Annotated in this window: 12 protein-coding genes; 10 read left to right on the top strand and 2 right to left on the bottom strand. The window is 66.4% G+C overall.

The genetic code is table 11. From position 1 onward, the window contains the following. Nucleotides 1–68: 68 nt before the first annotated feature. On the bottom strand, nt 69–680 hold the full coding sequence (locus ACW4E8_RS13105) for a flavin reductase family protein (protein WP_456804904.1): 612 nt from the start codon (nt 678–680) through the stop codon (nt 69–71). Nucleotides 681–976: 296 nt separating this feature from the next. Here ACW4E8_RS13105 and ACW4E8_RS13100 point away from each other — a divergent pair, with 296 nt between their 5' ends. Beyond that, entirely contained in the window at nt 977–1972 is a 996-nt protein-coding gene (locus tag ACW4E8_RS13100) for a LysR family transcriptional regulator (protein ID WP_456804903.1), read from the top strand. 93 nt (nt 1973–2065) lie between these two features. Here ACW4E8_RS13100 and fur read toward each other — a convergent pair whose 3' ends face one another. After that, complete coding sequence (gene fur / locus ACW4E8_RS13095; RefSeq protein ID WP_035817195.1) at nt 2066–2497, bottom strand: ferric iron uptake transcriptional regulator; 432 nt, start codon at nt 2495–2497, stop codon at nt 2066–2068. Between the two features lie 245 nt (nt 2498–2742). Between fur and ACW4E8_RS13090 the strand changes: the two genes are divergently transcribed. The 9 genes from ACW4E8_RS13090 to ACW4E8_RS13050 all read left to right on the top strand — a co-directional run bounded on the left by ACW4E8_RS13090 (nt 2743) and on the right by ACW4E8_RS13050 (nt 12569). After that, complete coding sequence (locus ACW4E8_RS13090; protein WP_456804902.1) at nt 2743–3411, top strand: outer membrane protein assembly factor BamE; 669 nt, start codon at nt 2743–2745, stop codon at nt 3409–3411. A 111-nt stretch (nt 3412–3522) separates the two neighbouring features. After that, a complete protein-coding gene (dapB, locus tag ACW4E8_RS13085; RefSeq protein WP_456804901.1) occupies nt 3523–4320 on the top strand; it encodes a 4-hydroxy-tetrahydrodipicolinate reductase in 798 nt (265 codons plus the stop codon). A 182-nt stretch (nt 4321–4502) separates the two neighbouring features. Next, nucleotides 4503–7124 (top strand): leucine--tRNA ligase, encoded by a 2622-nt coding sequence (gene leuS / locus ACW4E8_RS13080; RefSeq protein ID WP_456804900.1) that lies wholly within the window; start codon nt 4503–4505, stop codon nt 7122–7124. Nucleotides 7125–7158: 34 nt separating this feature from the next. Continuing rightward, a complete protein-coding gene (locus ACW4E8_RS13075) occupies nt 7159–7674 on the top strand; it encodes an LPS-assembly lipoprotein LptE (RefSeq protein ID WP_456804899.1) in 516 nt (171 codons plus the stop codon). A 23-nt stretch (nt 7675–7697) separates the two neighbouring features. Next, complete coding sequence (holA, locus tag ACW4E8_RS13070) at nt 7698–8756, top strand: DNA polymerase III subunit delta (RefSeq protein ID WP_456804898.1); 1059 nt, start codon at nt 7698–7700, stop codon at nt 8754–8756. Between the two features lie 88 nt (nt 8757–8844). Continuing rightward, on the top strand, nt 8845–10125 hold the full coding sequence (locus tag ACW4E8_RS13065; RefSeq protein ID WP_456804897.1) for a glutamate-5-semialdehyde dehydrogenase: 1281 nt from the start codon (nt 8845–8847) through the stop codon (nt 10123–10125). Nucleotides 10126–10177: 52 nt separating this feature from the next. Further along, complete coding sequence (locus ACW4E8_RS13060) at nt 10178–10600, top strand: CopD family protein (protein ID WP_456804896.1); 423 nt, start codon at nt 10178–10180, stop codon at nt 10598–10600. Nucleotides 10601–10645: 45 nt separating this feature from the next. After that, on the top strand, nt 10646–11251 hold the full coding sequence (locus ACW4E8_RS13055) for a DsbA family protein (RefSeq protein WP_456804895.1): 606 nt from the start codon (nt 10646–10648) through the stop codon (nt 11249–11251). A 64-nt stretch (nt 11252–11315) separates the two neighbouring features. Beyond that, entirely contained in the window at nt 11316–12569 is a 1254-nt protein-coding gene (locus ACW4E8_RS13050) for a THUMP domain-containing class I SAM-dependent RNA methyltransferase (RefSeq protein WP_456804894.1), read from the top strand. Nucleotides 12570–12580 lie beyond the last annotated feature (11 nt).

Raw genomic sequence — 12580 nt, 5'->3', positions numbered from 1 at the left:
TCCGGCAGCTTCCGCAGTAAAGAAAAACGCGCCTTCGGGCGCGTTTTTCATTTTCCGGTGCAGTTAATTCAGCCAGCCGGGCGGGGCGCCAGCGGGCGCGCGTCTACTGCGTCGCCGTCCACCAGGAAATGGCCGCCAGCCACATGGTGGATGGTGCGCAGCGCGTCATGGCCGTCGAAATGCCAGTGCCCGTTGCTGAACACGCGCGAGTCCGCGTGCGCGGCCACGACTTCGCCAAGGAACAGGTCGTAGGTCTGCTGCGTGGCCGGCTCCGGCAGCAGCCGGCATTCCAGCCAGGCCGCGCAGCCCTCCAGCAGCGGCGCGCCGACCGCCGTGCCGGCAAAGGTGCCCAGGCCGTAGGCGTCGAACTTGTCGGTGCCTTCCTGCTCCATCAGCGCCAGGCCGGAGCTGGAGCCCAGCGCCTCGGTCAGGTCGACCTGGCTGACGGTGGGAACCTGCAGCACGAACTCGCCGCTGTCTTCCAGCAGGCGCCGGGTCCAGGTGCTCTTGTCCAGCACCACTGCCACCTTGGGCGGGGCAAAGTCGAGCGGCATGGCCCAGGCGGCGGCCATGATATTGCGCTTGCCGCCGGCGGCGGCGCTGACCAGCACGGTGGGGCCGTGGTTCAGCAAGCGGTACGCTTTCGGGAGCGGTACGGGGAGGCGGAAATGTTCAGGCATGATGGCCGGGATCGAGCCGTCGGAAAAGAATGATAGAAATGGGAACGGCGGACCCACTATTCGCCGATGCACTGGTGGATGTTGCGGCGCGGGAAATGTCCACATATGCGGTCATTAGTGGAAAAAACGCGCAATTTTTCAGAATTATGTCGTAGACGACCATTTTAGAAATGCCGAATTTGCTTTCCGAGCTTGTTTTTTCCTCTTACACTATTAAGACGCCGTTGAAATCTGATGTGCAGCCAGTGCAAGTGGTGGGGCCATCTAGCTAAGAATAATCTGACCGAGGCCTGATCATGGTGAACGTAGACACGAAGCTTTTAGTGATCTTCACCGAACTACTGAGCAAGCGAAACGCCACTTATGTCGCGGAAAAGATGCATATGACCGCGCCGGCCGTATCGCACTCGCTGGGCAGGCTGCGTGAAATCTTTGACGATCCGCTCTTCATCCGCGTCCCGCATGGCCTGACGCCAACGCCGCGTGCGCTGGAACTGGGCCCGAAGATCCGCGACATGCTGGACTTGTGGTCGTCGATCAACGAGGGCGATGCCGACAATTTTGATCCGGCCATTGCCACCGGCACGCTGAGCATCGGCTTTGCCGCCGAGCTGGGCGACACGGTATTCAACCGTTTTGTGCTGCGCATCAAGCAGCTGGCGCCGGACCTGCATATCAAGCTGGTCGAATCCCATTCGTGGGAAACGGACGTCGCCTCGATGCGCGCCAACGAACTTGACCTGGCCTTTTCCCCGTTCCCGACCCGCCACCCGGAAATCGTCGAGGAAATGGTGACGTCGCTGAACCTGTGGGTTTGCGCGCGCAAGAGCCATCCGGTGCTCAAGAACCACTGCTCGCTGGAGCAATACCTGGATTGCGGCCATATCTTCATGGCGCATTCCGGCGGCTCCGGCCGCCCGGCGCCGTCGCTGATCCCGCTCGACTACGCGTTGCAGCAGCGCGGGCTCAAGCGCAATGCGACGCTGACGGTACATTCATGGCGTGCCCAGGCTGAACTGGCCTCGCAGACCGACATGATCTTCACCGTCAATGCGCTGACCAAGGACATGGCCTGCGAGACCTATGGCCTGAAGGCCTTCCCGCTGCCGGCGGAACTGAACACCATGCTCGGCCTGAACATGTTCTGGCACCGCAGCCGCAACACCCATCCGATGCTGGTGTGGGCGCGCAACCTGTTCCGCCAGGTGGTGGGCGAGTTTGTCGGACTGCCGCCGGCACGCCCGGCACGGGTGGTTACCGAACAGGACCTGCAAGACCTGCAGGCGCCCTGAGCGGCATCCTGCGGCGAGCAGCCCAAACAAAAAACCGGCGCCTGGCGCCGGTTTTTTGTTGCCCGTCTGCGCTCCGCGGTGGAGCGTGCAGGCTTATCGTTTGGGTCTGTGGGGACAGTCTGTTTTGGTGCAATTGCCGTACAGCGACAGCGCATGTTCCTGCAGCGTAAAGCCGCGCTCGCGCGCGATGCTTTGCTGGCGGTGCTCGATTTCAGAGTCGAAGAACTCCTCGACGCGGGCGCAGTCGAGGCACACCAGGTGGTCATGGTGCTTGCCTTCGTTGAGTTCGAAAATCGCCTTGCCGGATTCAAAGTTGTTGCGCGACAGCAGTCCTGCCTGCTCGAACTGGGTCAGCACGCGGTAGACGGTGGCCAGGCCGATATCCATATGCTCGTTCAGCAGGATACGGTAGACGTCTTCCGCGCTCAGGTGCCGCTGTTCACTGGTCTGAAAAATTTCAAGAATCTTCAGCCTGGGCACGGTCGCCTTCAGGCCGATGTTCTTGAGGTCCGCCGGACTCGGCATGTGGGTGACTCCCTAGAGTACAATGACTGGATAGTTGAATCATAAGGGTTTTGGCAGCAAAAGTCGCTCGCGGTAGTGATGTCCCAAGTCGGCATCACGCGCCCGGCACAGTTGCCGTCCCATGTGGTTGTCGCGGCAGGCGCAACAGGCGTGTGTGGTGCAATCGGCGCATATTGCGCCGTTTTTGTGCCCGCTTTGCGGTACCTTGCCGTGGTACTTTTCTTTCCCTCCCGGAAGCGAGATACATGCGTTCTATCCGTTCGTCCGCCATGCGCCCGACGCTGGTTGTCTCCCTGCTGGCCGCGGCCCTGCTGGCCGGCGCCTGCTCAGCCTACGATTCCACCTCGCGCAAGGTAGCCAACGCCATTACGCCGTACCGGATCAACATCGTGCAGGGCAATTTCGTCTCGCGCGAGGCCGTATCGCAACTGCGCGAAGGTATGACGCGCGACCAGGTCAAGTTCCTGCTCGGCACGCCGCTGCTGAATGACGTGTTCCACGCCGACCGCTGGGACTACGTGTTCTCGTTCCGCCGCGGCAATACCCCCGTGGTGCAGCAGCGCCGCTATACGGTGTTCTTCGAAGGCGACCGGCTGGTCAAGTTTAGCGGCGATGAACTGCCGTCCGAGTATGAGCTGATTGCCGAGATCGACGGCATGAAAAAGGCGCTGAAGGACCAGACGCCGGGCAAGATCTCCACTGGCGCGGCAGCCACCGCGGCCACCGCGGCCGCCCCGGCCGCCCCGGCCGAATCGCAGACCACGGTGGACAACTTTGTGCCGCGGCAGGCGCAGCAGCCGGAAGCGGCACCCGCCGCTGCGGCATCGCCGGCCGCGCCGTCCGCTCCCACCGAGGCAGCGGCGCCGGCCCAGGCCCCCGCGCCGGCCGGGACCCCCAAACCGGCCGCCAACTGATCCGCCGCACGGCGCGCCGGCGGCGGCGCGCCACCAGTTTTCCGGGCCGGTCAGGCATGGCCGGCTCGATCACTTTCCGCGCATTGCGCATATTCCGCTGAGCCAGACACCATGAACATCGCCATTGCAGGCGCATCGGGCCGCATGGGCCGCATGCTGATCGAACACGTGCTGAACACCGAGGGCGTGAGCCTGGCGGGCGCGCTGGACGTGCCGGGCTCGCCGGCGCTGGGCCAGGATGCGGGCCTGCTGCTGGGCCGCCAGACCGGCGTGGCGATCAGCGCCGATGTGGAAGCGGTGCTGGCCGGCGCGGACTGCCTGATCGACTTCACTCGCCCCGAAGGCACGCTGGCCCACGTGGCCGCGGCGAAGAAGCTGGGCGTGAAGCTGGTGATCGGCACCACCGGCTTCGACGAGGCCGGCAAGGCCGCGCTGGCCGAGGCCGCCAGGTCGATCGGCATTGTCTTCGCCGCCAACTTCAGCGTCGGCGTCAACGCCACCTTCAAGCTGCTGGAAGTGGCCGCCAAGCTGCTGTCGACCGGCTATGACATCGAAGTGATCGAGGCGCACCACCGCTTCAAGGTCGATGCCCCCTCGGGCACCGCGCTGAAGATGGGTGAGGTGATCGCCGAGGCGCTTGGCCGCGACCTGAAGATTTGCGCGGTCTATGCCCGCGAAGGCCACACCGGCGAGCGTGATCCCAATTCGATCGGCTTTGCCACCGTGCGCGGCGGCGATATCGTCGGCGACCACACCGTGATGTTCGCCGGCATCGGCGAGCGCATCGAGATCAGCCACAAGTCGTCCAGCCGCCAGTCGTATGCCGACGGTGCCGTGCGCGCCGCCCGTTTCCTGGCCGACAAGCCCAACGGCCTGTTCGACATGCAGGACGTGCTGGGCCTGAAGTAAGGCGCCGCGGCGCGCGCAGGGCCGAAACTGGCCTGCCGCCACGGTTATAATCGTCTTCTTTCGCATTGCACGCCCGGCGGGCGCCGCGCAAGCGGCGCGCCCGCTGCTCACATTCCAACGATTCCCCCGGATGCCGGCAGGCCAGTTGCCGCGCAAACGTTGTCCTGACTGCTGTCCCGACCATGCAAGACAAATACCTTCCTTCCGCCGTTGAACAAGCCGCCCAGCAGCACTGGCAAGCCATCGACGCCTATCGCGTGTCGGAGCATGCGGCCGGGGCCGACGGCAAGGAAAAGCCCAAGTTCTACGCCTGCTCGATGCTGCCGTATCCGTCGGGCAAGCTGCACATGGGCCACGTGCGCAACTACACCATCAACGACGTGATGGCGCGCTACCTGCGCATGAACGGCAACAACGTGCTGATGCCGATGGGCTGGGACGCCTTCGGCATGCCGGCCGAGAACGCCGCGCTGAACAACGGCGTGGCCCCGGCGGCCTGGACCTACGACAACATCGCTTACATGAAGAAGCAGATGCAGTCGATGGGCCTGGCGATCGACTGGTCGCGCGAAGTCGCCACCTGCAGCCCGGACTATTACCGCTGGAACCAGTGGCTGTTCCTGAAGATGCTGGAAAAGGGCATCGCCTACCGCAAGACCGGCACCGTCAACTGGGACCCGGTCGACCAGACCGTGCTGGCCAACGAGCAGGTCATCGACGGCCGCGGCTGGCGTTCGGGCGCGGTGGTGGAAAAGCGCGAGATCCCGATGTACTACCTGCGCATCACCGAGTATGCGGAGGAACTGCTGGGCGACCTGGACCAGCTGGGCTGGCCCGAGCGCGTCAAGGTGATGCAGCAGAACTGGATTGGCAAGAGCGTGGGCGTGCGCTTTGCGTTCCCGCACGACATCCCGGGCGAGGACGGCAAGCCGATCAATGACGGCAAGCTGTACGTGTTCACCACGCGCGCCGACACCATCATGGGCGTGACCTTCTGCGCGGTCGCCGCCGAGCACCCGCTGGCCACCCACGCCGCGCTGAACAACCCCGAACTGGCTGCCTTCATCGACGAATGCAAGCACGGCTCGGTCATGGAAGCCGACATGGCGACCATGGAGAAGAAGGGCATGCCGACCGGCCTGCAGGTCGTGCACCCGCTGACCGGCGAGAAGGTCGACGTCTGGGTCGGCAACTACGTGCTGATGAGCTATGGCGACGGCGCCGTGATGGGCGTGCCCGCGCACGACGAGCGCGACTTCGCCTTCGCGCTGAAGTACAAGTTGCCGATCAAGCCCGTCATCGACGTGAAGGGCCAGCCGTACTCGACCGAAGCCTGGCAGGAGTGGTACGGCGACAAGGAAAACGGCACCTGCATCCATAGCGGTAAATACGACGGCCTCGGCTACCAGGCCGCGGTCGAAGCCATTGCCGCCGACCTGGGCGCCAAGGGCATCGGGGAGAAGAAGGTGACCTGGCGCCTGCGCGACTGGGGCATCTCGCGCCAGCGCTACTGGGGCACGCCGATCCCGCTGATCCACTGCGACAGCTGCGGCGTGGTGCCGGTGCCGGAGCAGGACCTGCCGGTGGTGCTGCCCGAGGACCTGGTGCCGGACGGCACCGGCAACCCGCTGGCCAAGGATGCGCGCTTCCTGCAGTGCACCTGCCCGTCGTGCGGCAAGCCGGCGCGCCGCGAGACCGACACGATGGATACCTTCATCGATTCGTGCTGGTACTACATGCGCTATACCTGCCCGGATGCGGCCACCATGGTCGATGCGCGCAACGATTACTGGATGCCGATGGACCAGTACATCGGCGGCATCGAGCACGCGATCCTGCACCTGCTGTACGCACGCTTCTGGACCAAGGTCATGCGCGACCTGGGCCTGGTCAAGTTCGACGAGCCCTTCACCAACCTGCTGACGCAGGGCATGGTGCTCAACGAGACCTACTACCGCGAGGACGCCTCGGGCAAGAAGCACTGGTACAACCCGGCCGAGGTCGACCTGCGCACCGACGAGCGCGGCCGCCCGGTGGGCGCCACGCTGATCGCCGACGGCCAGCCGGTGGTGATCGGCGGCATCGAGAAGATGTCGAAGTCCAAGAACAACGGCATCGACCCGCAGGCGCTGATCGACCAGTACGGCGCCGATACCGCGCGCCTCTTTGTGATGTTCGCCGCGCCGCCGGAGCAGCAGCTGGAATGGAGCGGCTCGGGCGTGGAGGGCGCCTCGCGCTTCCTGCGCCGCGTGTGGAACTACGGCTATGCCAACGCCGCGGCCATCCGCGACGGCGCCGCCGGCAGTCCGACTGCCGATGACGCCGACCTGCGCCGCGAGATCCACGGCGTGCTCAAGCAGGCCAACTACGACTACCAGCGCATCCAGTACAACACCGTGGTGTCCGCCACGATGAAGATGCTGAACGCCCTGGACGACGCCAAGACCGCTTCGCCGGCCGCGCGCCGCGAGTGCTTCGGCATCCTGCTGCGCGTGCTGTACCCGGTGGTGCCGCACGTCACCCACGGCCTGTGGGACCAGCTGGGCTACGCCGCCGAAGCCGGCGACCTGCTCGACGCGCCGTGGCCGCAGGTCGATGAAGCCGCGCTTGTGCGCAGCGAGATCGAACTGGTGCTGCAGATCAACGGCAAGGTGCGCGGCAGCATCACCGTGCCCGCCGACGCCGACCGCGCCGCCATCGAGGCAACCGCCGCCGCCAGCGAGACCGTGGCCAAGTTTGCCGAGGGCAAGGCGCCGAAGAAGATCGTGGTGGTGCCCGGCCGCCTGGTCAACGTGGTGTTGTAAGCTGGCCCCGGAACCTGACAAGGAATCGCCAAGAATGAAGCGACTGAACATGGGGCGCCGCAAGGTGCTCGCGGCAATGCTGGCAGTGCCGGCAACGGGCCTGCTGGCCGGCTGCGGCTTCCACATGCGCGGCAACTCGGATTTCGCCTTCAAGCGGCTCTATATCGGGATTCCGCCCAATTCGCTGATGGGCGCGGACCTGCGCCGCGCCATCCGCGGCGGCTCCGACACCCAGGTGGTGGGCGACCAGAAAGAGGCCGACGCGCTGCTGGACGTGCTGCAGGACACACGCACCAAGTCGATCCTGTCGATCACGACCGAGGGCGTGGTGCGTGAATACCGCCTGACGCAGCGCTTCACCTTCCGCCTGCGCGACCCCGCCGGCAAGGAACTGATCCCGCCGTCGCAGCTGGTGCTGACGCGCGACCTGACCTACAACGAAGCCAACACGCTGGCCAAGGACTACGAAGAGCAGCAGCTGTACCGCGACATGCAGCGCGATATCGTGCAGCAGCTGATGCGCCGGCTGTCCGCCGTCAAGGCCATCTGAGCGGGCGCGGGCAGGCATACGGCATGCAGCTCAAGCTCGACGGGCTCGACGCACACCTGCGGCAGGCAAAGGCCAAGGGCCTGGCACCGCTGTACGTGGTGCATGGCGACGAGCACCTGCTGGTGCTGGAAGCCGTCGACCGCCTGCGCGCCGCTGCGCGCGAAGCCGGCTTCTCCGAGCGCGACGTGTTGGTGGCCGAGCGCGGCTTCCACTGGGGCCAGCTGGTCGAGGCGCAGCAGTCGATGTCGCTCTTTGGCGACCGCAAGATCGTTGAACTCCGCATCCCGTCGGGCAAGCCCGGCAAGGACGGCGGCGAGGCGCTGCGCGCCGTGGCCGCCCAGCCGTCGCCCGACGTGGTGCTGCTGGTGACGCTGCCGCGGCTGGATTTTGCCGCGTCCAAGTCGGCCTGGTTCCAGGCGCTGGAAGCCGCCGGCGTGTCGATCAAGGTCGACACCGTGGACCGCACCCGGCTGCCGGCCTGGGTCGGCGAGCGGCTGTCGCTGCAGCAGCAGCGTGTCGAGGGCGGCGAGCCGGGCCGGCGTGCGCTGCAGTTCATCGCCGACAAGGTCGAGGGCAACCTGCTGGCGGCGCACCAGGAAATCCAGAAGCTGGGGCTGCTATACCCGCCCGGCGAGCTCACCTTCGACCAGGTGCACGATGCGGTGCTGAATGTGGCCCGCTACGACGTGTTCAAGCTGTCTGAATCGATGCTCTCTGGCGACGTGCCGCGGCTGGTGCGCATGCTCGAAGGACTGCGCGGCGAGGGCGAGGCCACGGTGCTGGTGCTGTGGGCGCTGACCGAGGAAATTCGCGTATTATCCAAGGTCCGGCAAGGGCTGGCGGCCGGCAAGCCGGCGGGCGTGCTGATGCGCGAGTTGCGCGTCTGGGGCCCGCGCGAGCGGCTGGTGCCGCAGGCCGCGCAGCGCCTGGCGCAGCCAAGGCTGGAAGCGGCGCTGGCGCTGGCGGCGCGGCTGGACCGCCAGGTCAAGGGCCTGTCGGACCTGCCGCCACCGGGCGGCAGCCCGCTGCCGGCGGAACCATGGGACGGGCTGCAGCAGCTTGCCCTGATGATCGCGCGCTGAACGCGCAACTCCACAGGTTTGCTTCCCCCGCCGCGTGCGGCGGGGGGACGGAAAACACACTGACGGCCACCACCCCAGGGCCACTGACATGAACGAGCTCGACCTCAACCAATACATGGACCGCGTCGGCCGCCAGGCCCGCGCCGCGTCGCGCGCCATGGCGCGTGCCTCCACGGCCGACAAGAACCGTGCGCTGCTGACCATCGCCGCGGCCATCCGCCGTGATGCCGACAAGCTCAAGGCGGTCAACGCGTGCGATGTCGAGCGCGCCCGCGCCAACGGCCAGGACGACGCCTTTATCGACCGCCTGACGCTGTCGGACAAGGCCATCGCCACCATGGCCGCGGGCCTGGAGCAGATCGCCGCGCTGGCCGACCCGATCGGCGAGATCTCGAACATGAAGTTCCGCCCGACCGGCATCCAGGTCGGCCAGATGCGCGTGCCGCTGGGCGTGATCGGCATCATCTACGAGTCGCGCCCGAACGTGACCATCGACGCCGCGGCGCTGTGCCTGAAATCGGGCAACGCCACCATCCTGCGCGGCGGTTCCGAGGCGATCGAATCCAACACCGCGCTGGCGGCGCTGGTGGCCGAGGGCCTGTCCGCGGCCGGGCTGCCGTCCGAGGCGGTGCAGGTGATCGAGACCACTGACCGCGCCGCCGTGGGCCGGCTGATCACCATGACCGAATACGTCGACGTGATCGTGCCGCGCGGCGGCAAGAGCCTGATCGCGCGGCTGATGGAAGAAGCGCGCGTGCCGATGATCAAGCACCTGGACGGCATCTGCCACGTCTATATCGACGCCGATGCCGACCTGGACAAGGCCGTGCGCGTCTGCGACAACGCCAAGACCCAGCGCTATGCGCCGTGCAACACCATGGAGACGCTGCTGGTGTCGCAGGACATCGCCGCCGCCGCGCTGCCGCCGCTGTGCCGCATCTACCAGGAGAAGGGCGTCGAGCTGCGCGTGTGCCCGGCCACCCGCGCCACGCTGGAAGCAGCGGGCTTCACCGGCCTGGTCGATGCCGCAGAGGAAGACTGGCGCCTGGAATACCTGGCCCCGATCCTCGCCATCAAGACCGTGGCCGGACTGGACGAGGCCGTCGCCCATATCAACGAATACGGCTCGCACCATACCGATTCGATCATCACCGAGAACTACTCGGCGGGCATGCGCTTTATCCGCGAGGTCGATTCGGCCAGCGTGATGATCAATGCCTCGACCCGCTTCGCCGATGGCTTCGAGTACGGCCTGGGCGCGGAGATCGGCATCTCCAACGACAAGCTGCACGCACGCGGGCCGGTCGGGCTGGAAGGGCTGACCTCGCTCAAGTACGTGGTATTCGGGCACGGCGAGATCCGCACCTGAGCCATACCGACAGCGCCAACAATAACAATCGTCCTTACACGCCTGCCTGCCGATGCTCTGGGTCAAAGCGCTGCATATCGTCTTCGTGGTCTCGTGGTTCGCCGGCCTGTTCTACCTGCCGCGCATCTTCGTCAACCTGGCGATGGATACCGACGCCGCCAGCACGCAGCGCCTGTTGCTGATGGGGCGCAAGCTGTTCCGCTTCATGACCATGCTGGCGGTGCCGGCGGTGGTGTTCGGGCTGTGGCTGTACCTGGGCTACGGCATCGGCCGCGGCGCGGGGCAGGGCTGGATGCACGCCAAGCTGGCGCTGGTGCTGGTGCTGATCGGCTACCACCACGGCTGCGGCGTGCTGCTGCGCAAGTTCGAAGCGGGGCGCAATACGCGCTCGCACAAGTTTTATCGCTGGTTCAATGAGCTGCCGGTGCTGGTGCTGCTGGCGGTGGTGATCCTGGTGGTCGTCAAGCCGTTCTGAGCCTGGCGCCCGGTCTGTTGTTGCCAATCCTGTTGCGGAACCGAAATGAGCAAGCTGGTTGACTATTACCTGACGCCGCAGTCGCCGTTCGTCTACCTGGGCCATGCGCGCTTTGCCGCCATCGCCGAGCGCCATGGCGCGCAGGTGAACCTGAAGCCGTGCGACCTGGGCAAGGTGTTTTCCGTCTCCGGCGGGCTGCCGCTGTCGCAGCGCCCGCCCCAGCGCCAGGCCTACCGCCTGGTGGAGCTGGCGCGCTGGAGCGAATTCCTGGACGTGCCGCTGCATCCGCAGCCGACGTTCTTCCCGGTATCGGGCGACGCGGCCAGCAAGCTGATCATCGCGGCGCAGCTGGCGCATGGCACCGCGCGCGCGATGCAGCTGACCGGCGCCATCGGCGCGGCGGTGTGGGCCCGGCAACGCAATATCGCCGATGCCGCCACGCTGGCGCAGATCGCCGACGAGGCCGGCCTGGACGGCGCCAGCCTGCTCAAGGCCAGCGAGGCGCAGTCGGTGCAGGCGGCCTATGCGCAGAACACCCAGGACGCGATCTCGGCCGGCGTGTTCGGCGCGCCGTGGTACGTCCATGACGGCCAGCCCTTCTGGGGCCAGGACCGGCTGGATTTCCTCGACCGCGCCCTGGCGGCGGCTTGAGCTAAGCTTCGGATAGATCCCCGTCCGCTACGGCGGACGTTTTTGTTTGCAGGAAACCCAACACATGACCCAAGCCTTCTTTGCCCCTTGCCCGCGCGGCCTGGAGAGCGCCCTCGCCGAAGAACTGCGCGAGATCGCCACGATGCCGGGCATGGCCGCGCTGGCGCCGTTCACGGTGCACCAGGAGGTGCCGGGCGGCGTCAATTTCTCGGGCGAGATGGCCGCCGCCTATGCGGTCAACCTGCATTCGCGCATTGCCAGCCGGGTGCTGATGCGCGTGGCCGCGCGCGGCTACCGGCATGAGGACGACATCTATACGCTGGCACGCGGCGTGCGCTGGGAGCAGTGGTTTTCGCCCGATGAATCGCTGCGCGTGGACATCACGTCGCACAAGTCGCCGCTGCGCAGCCTGAATTTCACCGCGCTGCGCGTCAAGGACGGGGTCTGCGATGCCCTGCGCGAGCGCGTGGGCGCGCGCCCGAGCGTCGATACCGCCAGCCCGGATGTGCGTATCTATGCCCATCTGACCGAGCATGACTGCACGCTGTACCTCGACACCACCGGCGAGCCCCTGTTCAAGCGCGGCTGGCGCACCGAGAAGGGCGAGGCGCCGCTGAAGGAAAACCTGGCCGCCGGCATCCTGCGCCTGGCGGGCTGGGTGCCGGGCCAGACCTTCCGGCCCTTTTACGACCCGATGTGCGGCAGCGGCACCTTCCTGATCGAGGCCGCGCAGGTAGCGCTGGGCATCGCGCCGGGCGGCAGCCGCAGCTTTGCCTTCGAATGGCTCAAGGGCATGGACACCAAGGCCTGGCAGAAGCTGAAGTCCGACGCGCAGCGCGCCCGCATGCTGGCCTCGGCCGATGCGCTGCAGGTGGTGGGTTCGGACATCTCCACCGACATGCTGGCCATCACGCGCGCCAACTGGGAGCGTGCCGGCCTGCCGGGCGAGGCGCGCACCAAGCAGGTGGATGCGCGCTTCGTGCAGCCGCCTTTTGAAGAGCCGGGTTTGCTGTTGATGAATCCCCCGTACGGCGAGCGGATCGCGGTGCGCGGCCAGCGCCGCCTGCCAGAGGAAGAGATGCCGCGCGACGAGGTCGAGGAGGCCGCCGCCAACCAGTTCGCCAGTGCCTTTGCCACCACGCTCAAGCAGCATTTCGCGGGCTGGCAGGCTTGGGTGTTTACCGGCGACATGGGCTTCCCGCGCCGGCTGCGGCTCAAGGAGTCGCGCCGCACGCCGCTCTACAACGGCAATATCGAATGCCGGCTGTTCCGCTTCGACATGGTGCGCGGCGCCAACCGGGCGGCGCAGGCGGACTGACGGCGCCTGCG

Source organism: Cupriavidus sp. CP313, assembly GCF_054072015.1.
The sequence above is the reverse complement of the archived record's forward strand: the minus strand, read 5'-3'. Positions and strand labels throughout refer to the sequence as shown.

Coding starts and splice junctions, on each gene's coding strand:
- leuS (WP_456804900.1), top strand. CDS start 4,503: ATGCAAGACAAATACCTTCCTTCCGCCGTTGAACAAGCCGCCCAGCAG.
- ACW4E8_RS13100 (WP_456804903.1), top strand. CDS start 977: ATGGTGAACGTAGACACGAAGCTTTTAGTGATCTTCACCGAACTACTG.
- fur (WP_035817195.1), bottom strand. CDS start 2,497: ATGCCGAGTCCGGCGGACCTCAAGAACATCGGCCTGAAGGCGACCGTG.
- ACW4E8_RS13055 (WP_456804895.1), top strand. CDS start 10,646: ATGAGCAAGCTGGTTGACTATTACCTGACGCCGCAGTCGCCGTTCGTC.
- ACW4E8_RS13060 (WP_456804896.1), top strand. CDS start 10,178: ATGCTCTGGGTCAAAGCGCTGCATATCGTCTTCGTGGTCTCGTGGTTC.
- ACW4E8_RS13050 (WP_456804894.1), top strand. CDS start 11,316: ATGACCCAAGCCTTCTTTGCCCCTTGCCCGCGCGGCCTGGAGAGCGCC.
- ACW4E8_RS13065 (WP_456804897.1), top strand. CDS start 8,845: ATGAACGAGCTCGACCTCAACCAATACATGGACCGCGTCGGCCGCCAG.
- ACW4E8_RS13105 (WP_456804904.1), bottom strand. CDS start 680: ATGCCTGAACATTTCCGCCTCCCCGTACCGCTCCCGAAAGCGTACCGC.
- ACW4E8_RS13090 (WP_456804902.1), top strand. CDS start 2,743: ATGCGTTCTATCCGTTCGTCCGCCATGCGCCCGACGCTGGTTGTCTCC.
- ACW4E8_RS13075 (WP_456804899.1), top strand. CDS start 7,159: ATGAAGCGACTGAACATGGGGCGCCGCAAGGTGCTCGCGGCAATGCTG.
- holA (WP_456804898.1), top strand. CDS start 7,698: ATGCAGCTCAAGCTCGACGGGCTCGACGCACACCTGCGGCAGGCAAAG.
- dapB (WP_456804901.1), top strand. CDS start 3,523: ATGAACATCGCCATTGCAGGCGCATCGGGCCGCATGGGCCGCATGCTG.